Origin of the sequence: Micromonospora fiedleri (assembly GCF_016774385.1) — a bacterium.
GTDB classification, from domain to species: Bacteria; Actinomycetota; Actinomycetes; order Mycobacteriales; family Micromonosporaceae; genus Micromonospora; species Micromonospora gifhornensis.
In genome coordinates this window covers 315,098-333,258 of record NZ_JAETXL010000008.1, presented here as the reverse complement: position 1 = coordinate 333,258, position 18,161 = coordinate 315,098, and the positions used below count along the sequence as shown (strand labels likewise).

Below are 18,161 nucleotides of genomic sequence, written 5' to 3'. Positions count from 1 at the left end.
GCCCGAGCCGAGTCGGCCGGCTCCGGCGGGGTGGCGGGGCTCCCGGTCCCTACAGGATCCGGCTACTGTGACAACACCCCGTACCCGCGCCTGTAGGAAGCCAGCCCTATGTCCAGCGCGCCGCAAGAGGTCCGCGAAGCCCGCCTCGCGCTTGGGCGCAAGCTGGCAGGGTTGCGTAAGGCCGCCGGCTACACCCAGAACAGCCTGGCACCGTTGACCCTGTACGGACGCAGCACCGTCGCCAACGTCGAGCTGGGCCGACAAAGCGTGGGCCGGGACTTCTGGGTCCGCTGCGACCAGATACTCGACACCGGTGGTGCGCTCGCCGCCGACTACGACCGGATGCAGGCCCGCGCCCGACAGCTGGATCGCTTGTCCGCCCTTCGTGGTCTGCCGTGGCCCTCTGGTCCGGACCACGCCGACGGTGAAGACGTCGACGGGCGATCGCCTCTTCGGGGCCGCAGGCCGGACGCTTCGCGGCCGGAAGGTGGTCTGCTCGCGGCAGCGCATACGCTCGGCCCAGCGGGGCTTGCTCTCGATGACCTCGACCGGTTCCATGCCGTGGGACGCGATGCCCCCCGCTACCTGGATGCCGACTTGGTCCGATACCTCGACAACGGACTGGACCGATGCGCCACCGCCGCCGGGGTCCACGGTCCACGGCACGCGCTACCGGGAGTGCTGGGCATTGTGGCCCTGGTCCAGCACTGCGCACGCGATGCGAAGCCGCAGGTGAGGCAGCCGCTGCTCGCCCTCGGTGCCCGGGCGGCCGAGTTCGCCGGCTGGCTGTACCGAGACTGCGGTCAGCCGTCCCCAGCGGACTACTGGCGCGACCGGGCAGCGGAGTGGGCCATGGAGGCCGCCGACTTCGCGATGCCGGGCTACGTGCTGATCAAGAAGAGCCAGTCAGCATGGGACGACCGTGACGCGCCCAGGATGCTCGGACTGGCCCGGGCGGCGCGAGAAGGGCCATGGCGACTCCCGGCGCGCGTCATGGCGGAGGCCGTGCAGCAGCAGGCTCGCGGTCTGGCGATGCTCGGCACCGGTCAGCGGCAAGTCGACGACATGCTGAAGGAGGCCCGCGACTTCCTCGACCTCGCCGCCGAGGACCGAACATCGTTGGCGGCTCACTACGACACCGTTCTATTCAAGGTGCAGACGGCGATCTGTTATGGGGAATCCGGACGCCCGGAGCAAGCCGTCGAAATCTACGGGTCGACGTTGACGCCTACCGTGTTCTCCGCCCGCGATCTCGCCTACTTCTCCACGCTGAAGGCTCAAACCCTGGTGGCCGTACATCGTCTCGACGATGCGGCGCTTGCCGCTACAGCGGCGATCGGCGCGGCATCGGCTGCGGGATCCGCCCGTACGCTCCGAGAGCTGTTCCGCCTGCGCCGTCGCCTCCAACCGTGGCACGCCCGCCCAGCCGTACACGAGTTTCTGCGGTTGATGGATGCGGTGTAGTCAGGACAACCACCCAGTGATCGACTGGATCGCCGCAGCCTGCCAAGCCTGGGTTCGTGGTTCCAGGTACTGGGGATCGTCGTGCGCCGCGATCCCGTGCTGCGCTCCTTCGATCTCGATCAACTCGGCCGGGCCAGCCAGTTTCTCGATGAGGTCGCGGGAACTCTGCACGGGGATGAACGTGTCACCGGTGCCGTGCAGCACCAGCGTCGGAACCTTGATCTGATCGACCGCTTGATCGGGTCGCAGGTAGAACACCTCGTTCAACAGTGGGCGACCGAGCTTGAACGTCGGCGAGTGCGGCAGAAAACCCTGTTGCAACAGCTGGCGTCCAGCGTCGTCATCGATCCGGTCGTCGGTCCAGTACGGCTTGTCGTCAATGAAACGCTTCTTGTAGTTGATCAAAGGGTTGATCAGAACCAGCTTCGCCAGCGACTCCGGATACCGCGCGGCGTAGAAGCCGCAGATGCCACCGCCGAAGCTGGCACCGAGCAGATGCACCGGCGCCGAGCCGGCGAGGGTCCTGGCATGTGCCAGCGCGGCGCGGATGTCGTTGAGCACGCCGGAGATGGTCAGATCCTCCTGACGACCTTCGCTCTCACCGTGACCCCGCAAGTCGAACCGCAAGGACGCGATACCGCCCGCGGCCAGTCCGTCCGCCAAGCGGGCGAAGAAACCACCCTCTTCCCGGGTGACACCGCCGCCATGTACGAGCACTGCGACCGAAGTCGATGGCGTCGCTGGCGCTACATATGTCCCCGCCAGCCGGAGCCCGTCGAGGCTTCGGAAGGCTACGGGCTGCGCGGGCGCTGTCGAAGATGACTCACCGAGCACGTCGTGTCCTCCGTCTGGCAAACGGCCTCGCCCGAGAGAGTACCGGCATCCGGCTGGAGTATTAGTAGTGCTTTGTTAGGTTGGGACGAGTTGGCGGCAGAGGGGGCAGAACCCGAGCCAGGTCGCGAGTAGGTACTGCAGTTGCCGCAGGACGGCGTACAGGCTCAGGTCTGCCCCACTGCTTTTGGGCGCGCCAGCCGCAGTTGGGTGAGGAACAGTTGGGCGGCCGCGGCGAGGGTGACGTGGCGGTGCCAGCCGATCCAGGAGCGTCCTTCGAAGTGGTCGAGGCCGAGGGCGGTCTTGAGTTCGCGGTAGTCGTGCTCGACGCGCCAGCGGCTCTTGGCCAGGCGGACCAGTTCGGCAAGTGGTGTGTCGGCGGGCAGGTCGGACAGCCAGTAGTCGCTGGGTTCGTCCTGGCCGGGAGGCCACTGCACGAGCAGCCAGCATTCGGGCAGGACACCGTCGTCACCGCGGTGCGGTCCGCGTCGGACGGCCCGGCCGGCGGGGCGCACCCGCAGGGCGAAGAAGTGTCCGGACAGGTCACCGACGGGCCGGTCGGGGTCGCGGTCGGGTGCGGGTAGCCGGGCACGCCAGCGCACCAGACGCGCCGCGTCGGCGCCGTGGGCGAGGGCCAGGTCCTTCAGGCTGCGAGCAGGGTGGGGGTACTTCGGTGTGGGATGGGGGCCGACTCCGGCGTAAGGGACCTCGACGGGCTGGGCGTCACCGGGTTGAGCCGTGGTGCTCGACGTGGTCGCCACGATGTAGCTGATGCCGCGTTCGGTCAGGCCCTGACGGAACTCCGCGACCTGGCCGTAGCCGGCGTCCGCGGTCAACAGCGGCGGACGCAGCCCCCATACGGCCAACTCGTCGAGCATTTCCAGGGCCATCAGCCACTTCGGCCGGTACCGCTCGGCGTCGGGGACCTTCGATGCCGTGCGCCGCCGGCGGATCTGGTCGATCTGCTCGGCAGGCGGCACCTGCACACGCACATGTGGTTTCTTCGCCCCGGCCTGGTCGCGCGTGACCGGCTGCTGGCGCAGCCTGCGGGCGTGCGCGTTCGCGGGCTTGCCGTCCGGGCCGGGGACGCAGGTGTCGTCCCATGACTCCGGCACGAACAGCCGCCAGTTCAGCACCGCCGAGGCGGCGTCGGTCGCCGCGTGGACGCTGACGGCGATCTGGCAGTTGGCGACCTTGCCGAGCGTGCCGGAATACTGCCGGGCCACACACGCCGATGCCTTGCCGTCCTTGGGAAACCCGGTGTCGTCCACCACCCACACCTGCGGCGCCACCAGGTCGACCGCGGCCGCCGCCAGCCGCCGTCGTACACCGGCGACATCCCAGGTCGAGGAAGTCAGGAACTGCTGCAACTGCTGGTGATCGACCCCGAGTCGTCCGGCCATCGGCTGCATCGACTTACGCCGGCCGTCCAGCATCAGCCCACGCAGATACCGCAGACCGGTTGCTCGCTGGTCCGACCGCCGCAACCCCGCGAACACCCCTGCCGCGAAGTCCTCCAACTGCGCCCGCACCCGAGCGATTTCCCGCTCATCCACGCACGCACCCAAACACCAGCACGACGCTCATACAAGCGACACGCCACAACGACCTAACAAAGCACTACTAGTACTCCAACGTCACTTCGCCTGTCTGCGCTGGTAGTGGGATCGGCGGGCTCGGGCTTGGGATGTTCGTCGCCAGACCGACCAGTGCAGGATGTGCTCTGGTGGGAGCGTCACGGCGAGGACGAAGGCGTTGAAGAGGTGGCGGATCTCGGCGACGGTCAGCGGAATGATCTCTGGGTCGGTGTCGGGCTGCCGCGCGGCGAGAATGGTCAGGACGGCGAGGGCGAGCATGGCCAAGGTGATGTGGCGGTGCCAGCCGGTCCAGCCTCGGACCTGGTAGTGGTCCAGGCCGACTTGGCCTTTGCCGGTCTGGAACAGCTCCTCAATGCTCCAGCGGGAACCAGCGACGGTGACGAGGGTGTGTAGCGGCGCCGGGCGGGGTGACCAGCACAGATAGAAGGCCAGCTCACCGGTACTGCGGTTGCGGCGGATCAGCAGACATCGATGCTCACCGGGGCTGGTGGCGGTGGTGATCCAGGCCCACAGGTACTCGCGTGGTCCTTTCGCCCCGGGTCCGCAGCTGTGCTGCTGCCACTCGCGGCTGGGGATCCGGTCGGCGAGGTCGTCGACGCGGATGAGGGTGCGGCCGTCGTTGACGTCCACGCGTCGGTCGCAGCCGACGGCCAGGACGTAGCCGATCCCGCGGTGTTCGAGGTCAGCGCGCAGTCCGGGGTCGGCGCCGTAGACCTCGTCGCCGGTAACCCACCCGAACGGGACTCCGGCGTCCAGGGCGGCGGCGATCATCTGCCGGGCCAGCGCAGGCTTCGTGGCGAACCCGACCTGGTCGGGGACGCCGGCGGCGGTGAGGCGGTCGGGCTGCTGACACCAGGTCGTCTCGGGTAGGTAGAGCCGACGGTCGATCATCGCCCGCCCGTGCGGGGCGATGTAGGCCAGGAACACCCCGACCTGGCTGTTCTCGATCCGACCGGCGGTGCCGGTGTACTGCCGCTGCACCCCGACCGAGGACAGGCCCTTCTTCAGGAAGCCGGTCTCGTCGCAGGCCAGCACCGCGTCGGGGTGCCCGAGCTGTTCGATCAGCCAGGCCCGAACGTCGTCGCGGACGGAGTCGGCGTCCCACACCGCCGTGCGCAGCAGCCGCTGCATCGCCTGCGGATCGTCGTGACCCGCCCGCTCCGCCAGGGACCAGCACGTCTTGCGTTCCACGCCCGACAGCAGTCCTTCCACGAACTGCCCGACGGTTCGACGGGGCTCAGCCCGCACGAACCGGTCAGCGACACGCGTTACCGCCTCGTCCAGGATCACCCGCCATCCGGCAGGGTCTACGCTGTGGCACGCGGCCACCGCACGATCTTCGATTGTCCTCACAAACCATCGATGATCAACGCGGTGGCCGTCTTCATACCCGCGCCACGCCCAACGCCGAACCCAAGTGACGTTGGAGTACTAGTCGTAGAGTCGTGGTCCTTTGGCGCCGTCGCCGCAGCTGCGGCGCTTCCATGCCAGGGTGGGCGCGTTGGCGGCGAGGACGTCCAGGCGGGAGTTGCCGACCGTGGTGGGGACCCGCTGGTTGCGGGGCACGGCCAGGACGTAGCCGATGCGCTGTTGCTGCAACCACGTCCGGAATTTCGAGTCCTGCCCGTATGCCTCGTCCGCGGTGACCCACTTCGCTAACAGGCCGGCGGCGATGGCACGTTCAATCATCCGCAGGCCCAGCGTGGGCTTTGTGGCGAACTCGACGCTCGTGGCGATGCCGGCTTCAGCGCGGCGAGCGGGGTCGTCGCACCAGCCGCGGGGCAGATACAACTCCCGGTCGACGGGGATCCGGACGCGACGGCCGAGTTGCTGCGCCGCGCCGACATGCTCCTGCAGGCCCTGCGGATGACGGACCCCGATCCCGGCGGGACGGCCGCGGTGGCCCGCTACATCGGGACCGCGCGGTTGCTCGCTGGCCGGGACAATCCCCCGATCGACGGCACGACGGCCGACATCGCGTGGCTGCTCCGGCAGACCGGTCACCGCGATGAGGCTGTCGACTTCGCCGAACACGGTCTGGCCAACCTGCGAACCGAGTTCGATGGTCGCAAGGTCATGTATGCGACCGAGAGCGTCCAGCTGCTCGACATGATCAAGGTGGCCCATATCCGGCTCGTCGCGCTGCTGCTCATGGATGCCATCGACCGCGGCGCCGAGGACCAAGCCGGCGAGATGGTCGAGGAGCTGACCACGCTCGACGTCTCCGGGGTCAGACCGGACTGCTGGGTCGAGGCCGCGTGCGCGGTTGCCCTCGCATTTCGGCGTTTTCCTGCTCCTGCCGGACCTTCCTCGGACCGGGCGAGTGGTGGGCATCGCGTCTGCAGTGATGGGTGCGCTCGTCGCCGAGGGGGATCTGCGCTGGTTCGCAGTGGTTGGGCCGCTGCTTGCGGCGTTGCCGGAGGATGAAGCAATACTGGCCTGGGCAAGCGGTCGTCGGTTCGAATCCGGCCGTCCCGACAAAGAAGAAGCCCTGACCAGCGGAAACGCGGTCAGGGCTTCGACTTTCTTCTATGAAGTTTTGAACCGTCCCCCGAAAACCCCCGTTTACCGGGTGCGGCATTCAAGTTTGTCATCGGTGTGCATCGTTGGGTGTGGGGATGTGTGTTGCCGGTTGGGGTGGGCGGCGAGGCGTTGCAGGACGTCGGAGACGTCTGGGACTTGGACGGGTTTGGCGGATGTAGTAGGTGGTGGTGACCTCTTCGCTGGAGTGGCCAAGTTGTGCGGCGGCGCTCTTTCGTTGATGAGGGTGGCGACGGTTTGCGGAAGGTGTGTGGGGTGTCCGCGGCGGCAGTTTGCGGGCCATGAGCATGCCGACGGCGGACCGAGTTGCTCAAAGCTCATCCGCTCACCCACCAGCGCCGCCTGATCAGCGACTGATCCCGCGAAGAGGGAATGGGCCTATCCGCTCGGCACGGCTGATGGCCCCGCGTGCTGACGCGCGGCGGCAATCAGGTCCGCCGGGTAGCCGGGTTCGGGCGGGCGATGATTTCGCCGGGGGTGCCCTGCTGGACCGGCACCCCTTCGTGCAGCACGATGATCTGGTCGCAGTTCTGCACGGCCTCACCGAGGTCGTGGGTGATGAACAGGACGGCCAGGCCGATGCCGTCGGCGAGGTGGCGCAGGGTCGCGGCGATGCCGGCCCGGGTGGAGACATCCAGCATGGAGGTGGCCTCGTCGGCGATCAACAGCACCGGATCACCGGCAAGGGCGCGGGCGATGGCGACTCGTTGCCGCTGTCCACCCGACAGCTGATCGGGACGTTTGTCGACCAGGTCGGTAGGGAGTCCGGCCAGGTCGAGGGCTCGGCTGATCCGGGTCGGGTGCAGGTGGCGGGGGGTACCGGCGATCCGCAACGGCTCCGCGACGAGGTCCGCGACCGTCATCGCCGGGTGCAGGGCACCGTATGGGTCCTGGGCGACGAAGCCGAGCCGGTGTCGTACGGCGCGCAGTCGCCGTCCCCGCAGGCGGGTCAGGTTGGTTCCGGCGACCTCGACCCGAGCGCCTCGCCCGGGCGCTGCCGGTGCGGCGGGAGGGCAGGCGTGACAGGCGGTGATCCGGTCGGTGCCGCCGGCGACACCCGACCGGATCACCACCCCGGTCAGTTGTCCGGCGGTGTCGCGGTGGCGGCGACGAGCAGGGACAGCTCTCGGACGAGGTTGTCCAAGGACTGGCCACTCTGCGCGCGGAGCAGTCCGAGGCTCAGGTCCGCCAAGAGGTAGAAACCGAGGGTCTTGGCCTGCTCGGAACTGAACGCGGCGAGGAGTTCCTCGGCACCGCCGAGGTCACCGCGATGCTTGGCCGCGATGACCCCGGCAGCGCGCTGCACCAGTTCCGCCGCGGCCGGGGTGAGGCCGGTCACGCCGGTCAGATCTTCGGCGCGGCGGCGCGGGCGGCATCGAACCGGGCGATCACGTCCGACCAGTTCACCAGGTTCCACAACCGGTCCACGTAGTCCGGTCGCACGTTCTTGTACTGCAGGTAGTAGGCATGCTCCCAGGCGTCGAAGACCAGCAGCGGCGTGGTGCCCTGGCCTACGTTGCCGTGGTGGTCGTAGACCTGTTCCACGATCAGTCGCTGCCCGAGCGGCTCCCAGGCCAGCACGCCCCAGCCGGAACCCTGCACACCCTTGGTCGCCGCCGACAACTGGCCGGCGAACGCCTCGAACGAGCCGAAGTGCTCGTCGAGCGCCGCTGCCAACTCGCCGTCGGGGCGGTCACCGCCGTCTGGGGACAGGTTGCCCCAGAAGATCGAGTGCAGCACGTGACCCGAGAGGTTGAACGCGAACGTCTTCTCCAGGCCGACCAGCGTGCCGAAGTCGCCCTTGGCGCGGGCTTCGGCGAGCTGCTCCAGACCGTCGTTGGCGCCCTTGACGTACGCGGCGTGGTGCTTGTCGTGGTGCAGTTCCAGGATCTGTCCCGACATCGCCGGCTCCAGCGCGCCGTAGTCGTAGGGCAGGTCGGGCAGGGTGTAGACAGCCATCAGAGTTCCTCCAGGGTTGCTGCCAAGATGATGCTCTTGCCACTATCTTGCAATAGAAGCGGTGATGGCGCGGCGAGGAGGGCGGTTGACCACATCGAAGACCGACCGCGTGAACGCCGCGGTGCGGCGGCTGCGTCGCGCCGGCCTACGTAACACCGCCGCCCGACGAGGAGTGCTCGACCAACTCGCCCATGCGGTAGGCGGCCGCGGGCACCTCACCGTGACCGAGTTGCACCACGCGCTGCTCGCCCATGGTGTGGCCGTGGAACTGTCGACAGTGCATCCGGTGCTGCGGCAACTGGTCGAGTGGGGCACTGCGCACACCGTGCCGGTCGGCCGAACGACCACGCTCGGTCTCGCCGACGACGCGCACCACCACGCCGTCTGTGGCGCCTGCGGCGACATGCGGCAGTCGCCCGAGGCGGTCGACGCGAGCCTCGCCACCGCACGCGCCGTCGGGCCAGATCTGCCCGCCCAGCCCGGCGGTGTCGTCGTCTACGGACGGTGCGCGGGGTGCCGGACAGCGACCCGATAAGGGCACAACCCGTCGGCGTACGGTCGGCCCCGACGACGGTGGGATCACAGCGCCCACCCCGTGCCCGCGGCGCCGGCACGGGCAACCGCAGCGGGCTGGCCGACAGCTATCGACTCGCCCTGCGGGCGATGGCACTGGCCAACGCACGGCTCGACGATCTCACCGACGCGCGGACGCTGCTGGCCGACCATCCCCCACTGTCCGCCGTCGTGGACACCGACCTGCACAGGCTGCAGGTGGTCGGACATCGCCTGCGTCAGGTGTTCCAGAGCGTGACGGCAGGCGGCGAGCGGGAGGCGGTGGACGAGCTCAAAGCCCTGCTGGCCCGGTACCGATTCCGGCCAATGATCTCCGGCACCTCGGCGGTCGACTGGCCGTGCACGTCGCCACACCTGGCACACCGCGCTCGGTCGAGTACGTCGCCGCCGCCGTGTGGGGACTCGCCGTGTGGCTGTGTGAACGGGGTATCGACCGGCTCGGCGTCTCGCGGAACCACGGTGCCCGACCGCGTTCCTCGACGACAGCAGCAACCGATGCCGCCGGTTCTGCTCCGACCGGTGCGCCACCCGCCACCACGTCCGCGCCCACCGCGCCAGACACCGCGCCACCCAGCCCTGACCACTGCCCAGGGAAGCCGGTCGATGGTCACGGCGCAGCCGGTGGAATGAGGAGCTTTACCGAGTGTGGCGACCCAGGTAATCGGGAGCCGAGCCCGATCCGGACTGAGCTTCCCCATCCGCACCCGGACGAGGCCGACCTTTACGCAGACCTGCTCACCGACCGGTATGCCCCGGGGATCGATGGTTGTTCTTAATCCCTTGTGGCGGTCACGCCGGATGGCTGATCCGGCTGGAGGGGGTCCCCACCCGTCACGGTGACATACGGTGCGTGTCTGGTCGCGGATTGACAGCGGCTGTGGGGTGGACGAGACTGGCGCGACAATTGAACAGCCGCGTGTGCGTGCGGGGGAAGTCCGGTCGAAGTCCGGCGCTGGCCCGCAACGGTGGGCCGCCAGGGGTATCCCTGGTGGCGAGCCCGAATACCTGCCGTGCCCGCGAGTCCTGCTCCTCACCCGTCGTGGCCCACGGGTCGGAGGCCGGCCAGTCGCGCCCTCGCCGGGCGGGCCGGGTTCTGATGACCGCCGGGCCGGAAAGGCGCTTCCGATGGTCGTCCGCCTGAGCCGGCACCGCCTGCTCGCCCTGTTCTGCGGCGTACTCGCCGCTCTCACCCTGGCCACCCCGGCGGTCGCCGCGCCCACTCAGGTGGGTGCCGTCCGGCCGGATGCGGCCGCTGGTTGGCTGGCCCGCCAACTCGTTGACGGGGAACGTTTCGAGACCGTCTTCGACGGCGTCGCGTACCCGGACCAGGGGCTGACCCTCGACGCGGTCTTCGCGTTCGCTGCCGCCGGTGCCGCCGACGACTTCGGCGCCCAGGCCCTGGCCTGGGTCACCCGACCGGGCGTTCGCGACGGGTACATCGGCGACGGAGTCACCGAGGCGTACGCGGGTGCGACCGCCAAGCTTGCCCTCGCGGTCGCGGTGCGCGGCGGTGACCCGACTGACGTCGGCGGTGTGGATCTCATCGCCCGGCTGCGCTCGCTCCAGTCGCCCAGTGGCCGTTTCACCGACCTGTCGGCGTGGGGTGATTTCAGCAACGCGTTCAGCCAGTCGTTCGCCATCCTCGCGTTGGACCGGACCACGCAGGGCGTGCCGGCGGCCGCCGCCGGGTGGCTGGCCGGCACGCGGTGCCCCGACGGCGGCTATCCGCTGCTGGCGGCGCAGCCGGTCTGTGTCTCCGATGTGGATGCCACCGCCGTCGTGGTGCAGGCGTTGCGTGCCGCCGGCCGGTCGGCCGACGCCGCTGCGGGGCTGCGCTGGCTGGTTTCCGTGCAGCGCGTCGACGGCGGTTTCGCCAGCGCGGGCGGGGTCGCGAATGCGAACAGCACCGGGTTGGCGGCGCAGGCGCTGCGCGACGGGGGTCGGCCGGTGGCCTGGCTGCGGGCCCGGCTCTTCCTGGCCGGACTACAGGTCGGCTGCGCCGCGCCGGTGGCCGACCGGGGAGCGGTTGATTTCGACGGTGGGGTCTTCGACCCGGCGACCGCCACCCGCGCCACCGCCCAGGCCGTGCTCGGCCTGACCGGCACCGGATATGCCCGGCTCACCACGGCCACCGCGTCTCCCGGTGCCCCCATCCTGCGCTGCCGCTGACGGTCCAGACAGCGCCCGTCCCCTCGAAGGAGTGTCCATGTCCTTTGTCCAGATTCCCGTCCGTAGGTGGCTCGCCGGTGTGCTGGCCACCGCCGTAGTCGCTCTCGGACTGATCGCTGTCGAACCGTCCCCGCGGGCTGGGCAGGCCGCCGCGTGCACCGGGACGTCCGGTGTCACCGTGGTGGTCGACTACGGTTCGCTCGGTGGCGGCGTCCAGGTGGCGTGTGCTCTCGGTGACCCGGCCACCGGGCTTGCCGCGCTGCAGGGCGCCGGCTTCACGGTGACCGGAACGCAGCGGTGGGGCCTGGGGTTCGTCTGTCGGATCAACGGTCAACCGACCGCCGCGACTGAGCCCTGCGTCAACACCCCGCCGGCCAGCGCGTATTGGTCGTACTGGCACGCCTCGGGCAGCGGCGCCGCCTGGACGTACAGCACGCTGGGGGCGACGAGTTACAACCCGGCGCCGGGCACGGTCGAGGGATGGTCCTTCGGTGCCGGTGTGGCACCCAGCATCACCGCCCCCTGACCTGCAGATCGGGCTGATGAGCCGCTGACGCCCGCCGGGTGTCGACGCCGTCTGGCACCGTAGGGCGACCGCACGGTACGGTGTCGACACCCGGCGTGTCGGGCACACAACTGAATGCGTCCCTTTCGGGGGGAAGCCGGTAAAGCCGGCGCTGACCCGCAACCGTGAGCGAGCCCTGTCTCGCGAGCCGGAATGCCCCGAATCGGACGAGCGGCTTCCACTGTCGAGGTCTACAGGGTGAAGTCCGGGCAGCCGACTTTCGGCACGTCGTCGCGACGGCGTTGCCGGTGCCTTCCGGAGCTTTCACCGACCGCTCTGCGAAAGGCACCCCTGATGCCCACATCCCCGCTCCGGCGCGTCGGCGCCGGTCTCGGCGTCGCCGTCGCCACGGCGCTCGCCATCGTCGTCGCCACACCCCCTTCTGGGGTGGCCGCCTCCTCTGCGGCCCACAGCGCTGCCGCGCGTGACGCCGCAGCCTGGCTCGCCGGCGAGTACGCCGACGGTGTCCTGCCCGGGCCGTTCGGTGGTGCCGACTGGGGCCTCACCATCGACGGCATGCTCGCCCTGGCCGCCACCGGCGTCGACCCGTCGACCCGGCAGGCGGCGACCGCGCAGATCGCCGCGAACGTGCGCTCCTACAACAGCTACGACGACTGGGGCATCGAGGGCTTCACCGACGGTGGCGCCACCGCGAAGTTGCTCTATGCGGCCTCCGCCGCCGGCGCCGATCCGACCGACTTCGGTGGCTGGGACCTACGGGCGGAAACCCTGGCGCTGGTCTCCGGGGCGCACACCGGTCACCAGCACGGTCGGATCACCAGCCGCACCACCGACGAGTCCGGCCAGGACCCGTCCAACACCTTCGATCAGAGCTTCGCGGTCCTCGGTCTGGCCCGCAGCGGCGGCGCACCGCAGGAGACGGTCGACTTCCTGGTCCGGCAGCAGTGCGCGGCCGGTGGGTTTCGGCTGTACCCGGATGCTGCGGGCGCACCGTCGCCGTCCTGCGACGCCGAGAGCAACGCCACGCTCGATGTCGACTCGACCGCGATGGCCGTCCAGGCGCTGCTGGCCGCGGGTGCCGACGACGCGGCGGGACGCGGCGCGGACTGGCTGGTGGCACAGCAACGCGCCGACGGGTCCTTCGGTGGGTCCGGGCCGACCAGCGGCGCGAACTCCAACAGCACCGGCCTCGCCGGTCAGGCACTCGCCGCGGCCGGTCGCGACACCGAGGCCACCCGGGCCGCCCAGGCCCTGGCAGCGCTGCAGCTCACCGGAGCCAACGGTGGTGCTGCTACGGCTGACGCAGGAGCCATCGCCTACGACACCGGCGCGCTGACCGAGGCAGTCGACGAGGGCATCACCGACAACCTTCGGGACCAGTGGCGTCGCGCTACCGCCCAGGCGCTGCTCGGCCTGGCCCAGGTGCCGCTCGGCCGGATCGGTCTCGACCCGCCGCCCACCGGCGGCCCCACCCCGTCGACCAGCGCGTCGCCCACGCCCACCGGCTCGCCCGCACCGACACCGACACCGACACCGACGCCGACCGACGCGCCGACCGCCAGCCCGACGCCGAGCGACACGCCCACCGCCGGCCCGACGCCGAGTGACACACCGTCCACGCCTGTCGCCACGCCGACCGTGAGCACCAGCCCGGTCGCGGGCGGACCGGGACGCCTGCCGACCACCGGCGTGGCCATCGGCGGGTACGTGCTCACCGCGCTGCTGCTCGTCGGCGGCGGAGCGGTGCTGCTGGTGCTGGGCCGCCGGCGGGCCACATGAGCAGCCGGGCGGTCCGTGCGGCAGTGGTGCTCGCGGTGACCGCCGCGAGCACGGCCGTCGGGGCGGCTCCGGCCCAGGCCGCCGGCCGCGCCGGTCATTGTCCGGACGCCGACGGGGTGACCGTGGTGGTCGACTTCAAGGAACTCGGCGGTGGGGTGGTGGTCCGCTGCGCCCCGGGCGACCAGGCCACCGGCCTTGCCGCGCTGAAGAGCGCCGGCTTCCAGATCACCGGCACCCTGCGCTGGGGCGAGGGCTTCATCTGCCGGATCGAGGGTAAACCCTCGGCCGCGACGGAGAAGTGCGTGGACACCCCTCCGGCCAGCGCCTACTGGTCGTACTGGCACGCGCCGGACGGCGGTGCCTGGACGTACAGCGACAAGGGGGTCCTCAACCGCAAGCCCCCGGCGGGCAGCTTCGAAGGCTGGTCGTTCTCGCTGAACCGCAGCGCCGACAATGCGCCGCGACCCGCGGTGGCACCGAACCGGCCGGCACCGCCGCGCACCACACCACCGGCACCGCCGCCGCCCCGCACCTCGGCACCGGCCCCGCCACCACCCGCACCTACCCCACCAGCACCGGGCAACCCGCCACCCGCCCTCCCGCCACCGACCGCGGACGCACCCGTGGCACCCGGCGTCGGCACCCCGACCGGTGCAGGTGGTACGCCCGCCGCCTCGGTCCCGGTCGCGCCGACCGGCGACCCGTCGGGCCCTGCGCCGCAGGTGCCGCCGACGGCGAGCGTCGTTCCGCCCCTGGGCGCCGCCCCCGTGCCGTCGACCGACCCGACGGGCTCGCTCCCGCCGGTCGAGGTGACCGGGGCCCGGGACGGCGACGGTCTGCCGCTGGGCACCCTGGCCGGGCTGTTCCTGCTGGTGGCACTGGTCGGCGGCGGTGTCCTCGCGGCCCGTCGTCGGCGTACCCCGGATGACTGACCGGGCCGTCGTCGACAGCGGACCGCCCGCCCGGGTGTCGGCGTGGTCCGGGGCCCGGTCCGTCCGGGCCGGCCGGCTACCGCGCAGCCTGCACCCGGGCGCGTGGTGGTGCTGGGCGCTGGGGCTGGCCACCGCCGCCAGCCACACCACGAACCCGCTGCCGCTGGCGATGATCGTCGCCGCGGCCGCGCTGGTGGTGGTCCGTCGTCGCGGCGACGCCCCCTGGGCGCTGGCGTTCCGGATGTACCTGGTGCTCGGTGCGGTGATCGTGGCGATGCGGGTGCTGTTCCGCCTCGTCTTCGGCGGTGGTCAGGGCGACCACGTCCTGCTCCACCTGCCGGAGATCCCGCTGCCCGCCTGGGCGGCCGGTATCCGGCTGTTCGGTCCCGTCGCCGCCGAACAACTCCTCGGCGGCTTCTACGACGGGCTGCGGCTGGCCACGATGCTGATCTGCCTCGGTGCCGCCAACGCCCTGGCCAACCCGAAGCGGCTACTCAAGGCCGTACCCGGCGCCCTGTACGCGGTCAGCACGGCGGTGGTGGTCGCCCTGTCGGTCGCCCCGCAACTGGTCGAGAGCGTGCTGCGGGTACGCCGCGCCCGCCGACTGCGCGGTGCTGCCGGGCACGGCCTGCGCGCCCTGCGGGGCATCGCCCTGCCGGTGCTGGCCGACGCCCTGGACCGGTCCCTCGCCCTGGCGGCGGCGATGGACTCGCGGGGTTACGGACGCACCGCCGCCGTACCGGCCGGTCAGCGTGCACTCACCGGTGCCCTGGTGCTCGCCGGGCTGGTCGGTGTCTGCGTCGGCACGTACGGCCTGCTCGACGCGACCGTGCCCGGCTACCTCGGCCTGCCGATGCTGCTCGCCGGGCTGGCCACGGCAGTGGCCGGAATGCTGCTGGCCGGGCGTCAGGTGCGGCGTAGCCGCTACCGCCCCGACCGGTGGCGGCTGGCCGAGCTGGCCGTCGCCGGGTGCGGCCTGGCCACTGCTGCGGTGATGACGATGGCCGGCACGGTGGATCCGGAGCGGCTCTACCCGCCGGTCAGCCCGCTCACCTGGCCGGAGTTGACACCCCTGGTGGTGCTCGCCGTGCTGGTGGCGGTGGCACCGGCCTGGCTGGCCCCACCGGCACCGACGGCGAACCCCGCCCCGCGACCGCTGCCCGTGCCACCGGCGGCGACCGGCCGTACCGACCACACGTCGCCTCGCGACACCGCCCAGCCGGAGGCACACCGATGATCGACTTCGACCGGGTCACCGTCCGGTACGCCGAGAGCCGCGAGCCGATGCTGCGCGACGTCCGCCTGCACATCCCGGAGGGCGAGCTGTGCCTGGTCGCCGGGCGCACCGGAGCCGGCAAGTCGACGCTGCTGCGGGCCATCAACGGCCTGGTGCCGCACTTCACCGGCGGCACCCTGTACGGCACCGTCACCGTGCACGGCCGGGACACCCGGGCACATCCGCCGCGTGACCTGGCCGACGTCGTCGGCGTGGTCGGCCAGGACCCGCTCGCCGGCTTCGTCACCGACACCGTCGAGGAGGAACTCGCCTACGGCATGGAACAACTCGCGCTGCCCGCGCCGGTCATGCGCAAGCGCGTCGAGGAGACCCTCGACCTGCTCGGCATCGCCGAGCTGCGGGACCGTCCGCTGCGGACGCTCTCCGGCGGGCAGCAGCAGCGGGTCGCCATCGGCGCGGTCCTCACCAGCCACCCGCAGGTGCTGGTGCTCGACGAACCGACCTCGGCGCTGGACCCGACCGCCGCCGAGGACGTCCTGGCCGCCGTCACCCGCCTGGTCCACGACCTCGGCGTCACCGTGGTGGTGGCCGAGCACCGACTCGAACGCGTCGTGCAGTACGCCGACCGGCTGCTCTACCTGCCCGGCGACGGCACTGTCGTCGACGGGCCACCGGACGCCGTGCTCGCCGGCATCGAGCTGGCCCCGCCGTTGATCGAGTTGGGCCGCGTCGCCGGCTGGACACCCCTGCCGCTCTCCGTCCGCGACGCCCGGCGTCGTGCGGGCGACCTCCGGCAGCGGCTCGCCGACGCGTCGCCCCCACCGGCCGCGCCGGTGCCGGACGGCGTACCGGCGCTGACCGCGCGGGGCGTCGTGGTGCGGTACCCGGGCACGGTGGCGGTGCGCGGCGTCGACCTCGACCTACACCCGGGACAGGTCGTCGCGCTGATGGGCCGCAACGGCTCCGGGAAGTCGAGCCTGCTCTGGGCAGTGCAGGGCAGCGGCCCACGCCAGAGCGGCACGGTGACCGTGCCCGGCCCGGACGGCGACACCGATCCGAAGGCGCTGCCCGCCGCGCAGGCCCGACGCCGGGTCGGACTGGTCCCGCAGACCCCCGGCGACCTGCTCTATCTGGAGACGGTGGCGGCCGAGTGCGCCCAGGCCGACCGGGAGTCCGAGGTGCCCGACGGGACCTGCCGGGAGTTGCTGGACCACCTCACCCCCGGGCTGCCGGCCGACCGGCACCCACGGGACCTGTCGGAGGGGCAGCGGCTGGCCCTCGCGCTCGCGGTCCAGCTCACCGCCGCCCCGCCGGTGGTCCTGCTCGACGAGCCGACTCGGGGGCTGGACTACCGGGCCAAGCGGCAGTTCGCCACCGTGGTCCGCCGGTTGGCCGCGCAGGGTCGGGCGGTCGTGGTCGCCACCCATGACGTCGAACTCGTCGCCATCCTCGCCGACCGGGTCGTGGTGATGGCTCAGGGCGAGATCGTCGCCGACGGTACTGCCGCCGAGGTCATGCTCGCCTCACCGGCGTTCGCGCCCCAGGTCGCCAAGGTCCTGGCCCCGCAGTCCTGGCTGACGGTGGACCAGGTCACCACGGCGCTGACCCGAACCGAGGTGCCGCGATGAGCGTGCTGCGGGTCGCCCCGCGCACCGCCGTCATCCTGACCCTGGCCTCCGTCGCCGCGCTCGCCACCTTCACCTGGCCGTTCTTCGTCCCCGCCCAACCTGAGAGCATGGCCCGCACCACCGAGGCGCCGCTGGTCTTCATTGTCGTCCTACCGATCCTGCTCGCGCTCGTTCTGGCCGAACTCAGCTCCGGCGGCATCGACAGCAAAGCCCTGGCGATGCTCGGCGTACTCGCCGCCGTCAACGCCGCCCTACGCCCGCTCGGCGCCGGCACCGCCGGCATCGAAACGGTGTTCTTCCTGCTCGTGCTCGCCGGCCGGGTCTTCGGACCCGGGTTCGGTTTCCTGCTGGGTGCCATCTCGCTGTTCGCCTCCGCGCTGCTCACCGCCGGGGTCGGACCCTGGCTGCCGTTCCAGATGCTGGCCGCGGCCTGGCTGGGGCTCGGCGCGGGGTTGCTGCCGTCCCGGCTGCGGGGGCGGGCCGAGATCGCCGTGCTGGCCGGGTACGGCGCGGTCGCCGCCTACGCGTACGGGCTGCTGATGAACCTCTGGTTCTGGCCGTTCAGCGTCGGCGCGGACACTCAACTCTCCTACGTCGCCGGTGCACCGGTGCTGGAGAACCTGCACCGCTTCGCGGTCTTCACCGCCGTCACCTCCACCTTCGGCTGGGACACCGGCCGGGCGGTCACCACCGCCGTCGCCATCGTCCTGGTCGGACCGGCTGTCCTGGCCGCGCTGCGCCGAGCCGCCCGCCGGGCCGCGTTCGACGCCCCGGTCACCTTCGCCACACCATCGGCACCTGGGCCTGTGCCGATCACGCCCGCAGAGGATGGTGGTTGCGGTGTGCGCCCGCAGGGCAGCGGACAGCAGGTTCCGGCGGTCGACCCTCATCTTCCGCCACAGACGCCCTTCCCATAGCGACGCA

General features: G+C 71.2%; 16 protein-coding genes and 1 pseudogene. 10 read left to right on the top strand and 7 right to left on the bottom strand.

What is annotated here, in order from left to right:
* Positions 1-108: 108 nt before the first annotated feature.
* Positions 109-1,464, top strand: a complete 1,356-nt coding sequence (locus tag JMF97_RS23430) for a helix-turn-helix domain-containing protein (protein ID WP_203223455.1) — start codon at positions 109-111, stop codon at positions 1,462-1,464.
* Here JMF97_RS23430 and JMF97_RS23425 read toward each other — a convergent pair whose 3' ends face one another.
* The 7 genes from JMF97_RS23425 to JMF97_RS23395 all read right to left on the bottom strand — a co-directional run bounded on the left by JMF97_RS23425 (position 1,465) and on the right by JMF97_RS23395 (position 8,393).
* A complete protein-coding gene (locus tag JMF97_RS23425) occupies positions 1,465-2,181 on the bottom strand; it encodes an alpha/beta hydrolase (RefSeq protein ID WP_203223454.1) in 717 nt (238 codons plus the stop codon).
* Positions 2,182-2,462: 281 nt separating this feature from the next.
* Positions 2,463-3,851, bottom strand: coding sequence for an IS701 family transposase (locus JMF97_RS23420; protein WP_203220259.1), 1,389 nt, complete (start codon positions 3,849-3,851; stop codon positions 2,463-2,465).
* Between the two features lie 81 nt (positions 3,852-3,932).
* Positions 3,933-5,180 (bottom strand): IS701 family transposase, encoded by a 1,248-nt coding sequence (locus tag JMF97_RS23415; RefSeq protein WP_425559838.1) that lies wholly within the window; start codon positions 5,178-5,180, stop codon positions 3,933-3,935.
* Positions 5,181-5,324: 144 nt separating this feature from the next.
* A complete protein-coding gene (locus JMF97_RS31510; RefSeq protein ID WP_238359911.1) occupies positions 5,325-6,077 on the bottom strand; it encodes a transposase in 753 nt (250 codons plus the stop codon).
* Between the two features lie 785 nt (positions 6,078-6,862).
* Entirely contained in the window at positions 6,863-7,507 is a 645-nt protein-coding gene (locus tag JMF97_RS23405) for an ABC transporter ATP-binding protein (protein ID WP_158244847.1), read from the bottom strand.
* 5 nt (positions 7,508-7,512) lie between these two features.
* The gene (locus JMF97_RS23400) at positions 7,513-7,773 is read right to left on the bottom strand and encodes a superoxide dismutase (protein WP_102656672.1); all 261 of its coding nucleotides are present in this window, start codon (positions 7,771-7,773) and stop codon (positions 7,513-7,515) included.
* A 5-nt stretch (positions 7,774-7,778) separates the two neighbouring features.
* Positions 7,779-8,393, bottom strand: a complete 615-nt coding sequence (locus tag JMF97_RS23395) for a superoxide dismutase (protein WP_203223453.1) — start codon at positions 8,391-8,393, stop codon at positions 7,779-7,781.
* Positions 8,394-8,478: 85 nt separating this feature from the next.
* On the opposite strand from JMF97_RS23395, the gene JMF97_RS23390 reads away from it, so the two are divergent.
* From JMF97_RS23390 to JMF97_RS23350, 9 genes and pseudogenes are all read left to right on the top strand, one after another.
* Positions 8,479-8,928, top strand: coding sequence for a Fur family transcriptional regulator (locus tag JMF97_RS23390; RefSeq protein WP_158244848.1), 450 nt, complete (start codon positions 8,479-8,481; stop codon positions 8,926-8,928).
* A gap of 540 nt (positions 8,929-9,468) precedes the next feature.
* Positions 9,469-9,546: pseudogene (locus tag JMF97_RS31500) on the top strand (CGNR zinc finger domain-containing protein); the annotation flags it as partial.
* Positions 9,547-10,091: 545 nt separating this feature from the next.
* Positions 10,092-11,135: a prenyltransferase/squalene oxidase repeat-containing protein gene (locus tag JMF97_RS23380; RefSeq protein ID WP_102656675.1), complete on the top strand. Its 1,044-nt coding sequence runs from the start codon at positions 10,092-10,094 to the stop codon at positions 11,133-11,135.
* Positions 11,136-11,166: 31 nt separating this feature from the next.
* Positions 11,167-11,661 carry an SCO2322-related protein gene (locus JMF97_RS23375; RefSeq protein ID WP_203223452.1) on the top strand — a complete coding sequence of 165 codons (495 nt, stop codon included), beginning with the start codon at positions 11,167-11,169 and terminating at the stop codon, positions 11,659-11,661.
* A gap of 333 nt (positions 11,662-11,994) precedes the next feature.
* Complete coding sequence (locus JMF97_RS23370; RefSeq protein ID WP_203223451.1) at positions 11,995-13,440, top strand: prenyltransferase/squalene oxidase repeat-containing protein; 1,446 nt, start codon at positions 11,995-11,997, stop codon at positions 13,438-13,440.
* On the top strand, positions 13,437-14,372 hold the full coding sequence (locus tag JMF97_RS23365; RefSeq protein ID WP_102656678.1) for an SCO2322-related protein: 936 nt from the start codon (positions 13,437-13,439) through the stop codon (positions 14,370-14,372). The genes JMF97_RS23370 and JMF97_RS23365 overlap by 4 nt, the downstream gene beginning before the upstream one ends.
* The gene (locus tag JMF97_RS23360; protein WP_203223450.1) at positions 14,365-15,609 is read left to right on the top strand and encodes a CbiQ family ECF transporter T component; all 1,245 of its coding nucleotides are present in this window, start codon (positions 14,365-14,367) and stop codon (positions 15,607-15,609) included. The genes JMF97_RS23365 and JMF97_RS23360 overlap by 8 nt, the downstream gene beginning before the upstream one ends.
* Positions 15,606-17,237, top strand: coding sequence for an ABC transporter ATP-binding protein (locus JMF97_RS23355; protein ID WP_155222111.1), 1,632 nt, complete (start codon positions 15,606-15,608; stop codon positions 17,235-17,237). Before JMF97_RS23360 ends, JMF97_RS23355 begins: the two co-directional genes overlap by 4 nt.
* Positions 17,234-18,154: an ECF transporter S component gene (locus JMF97_RS23350; RefSeq protein WP_203223449.1), complete on the top strand. Its 921-nt coding sequence runs from the start codon at positions 17,234-17,236 to the stop codon at positions 18,152-18,154. The genes JMF97_RS23355 and JMF97_RS23350 overlap by 4 nt, the downstream gene beginning before the upstream one ends.
* The last annotated feature ends 7 nt before the right edge of the window (positions 18,155-18,161 follow it).

Coding starts and splice junctions, on each gene's coding strand:
- JMF97_RS23430 (WP_203223455.1), top strand. CDS start 109: ATGTCCAGCGCGCCGCAAGAGGTCCGCGAAGCCCGCCTCGCGCTTGGG.
- JMF97_RS23395 (WP_203223453.1), bottom strand. CDS start 8,393: ATGGCTGTCTACACCCTGCCCGACCTGCCCTACGACTACGGCGCGCTG.
- JMF97_RS23380 (WP_102656675.1), top strand. CDS start 10,092: ATGGTCGTCCGCCTGAGCCGGCACCGCCTGCTCGCCCTGTTCTGCGGC.
- JMF97_RS23370 (WP_203223451.1), top strand. CDS start 11,995: ATGCCCACATCCCCGCTCCGGCGCGTCGGCGCCGGTCTCGGCGTCGCC.
- JMF97_RS23365 (WP_102656678.1), top strand. CDS start 13,437: ATGAGCAGCCGGGCGGTCCGTGCGGCAGTGGTGCTCGCGGTGACCGCC.
- JMF97_RS23360 (WP_203223450.1), top strand. CDS start 14,365: ATGACTGACCGGGCCGTCGTCGACAGCGGACCGCCCGCCCGGGTGTCG.
- JMF97_RS23355 (WP_155222111.1), top strand. CDS start 15,606: ATGATCGACTTCGACCGGGTCACCGTCCGGTACGCCGAGAGCCGCGAG.
- JMF97_RS23350 (WP_203223449.1), top strand. CDS start 17,234: ATGAGCGTGCTGCGGGTCGCCCCGCGCACCGCCGTCATCCTGACCCTG.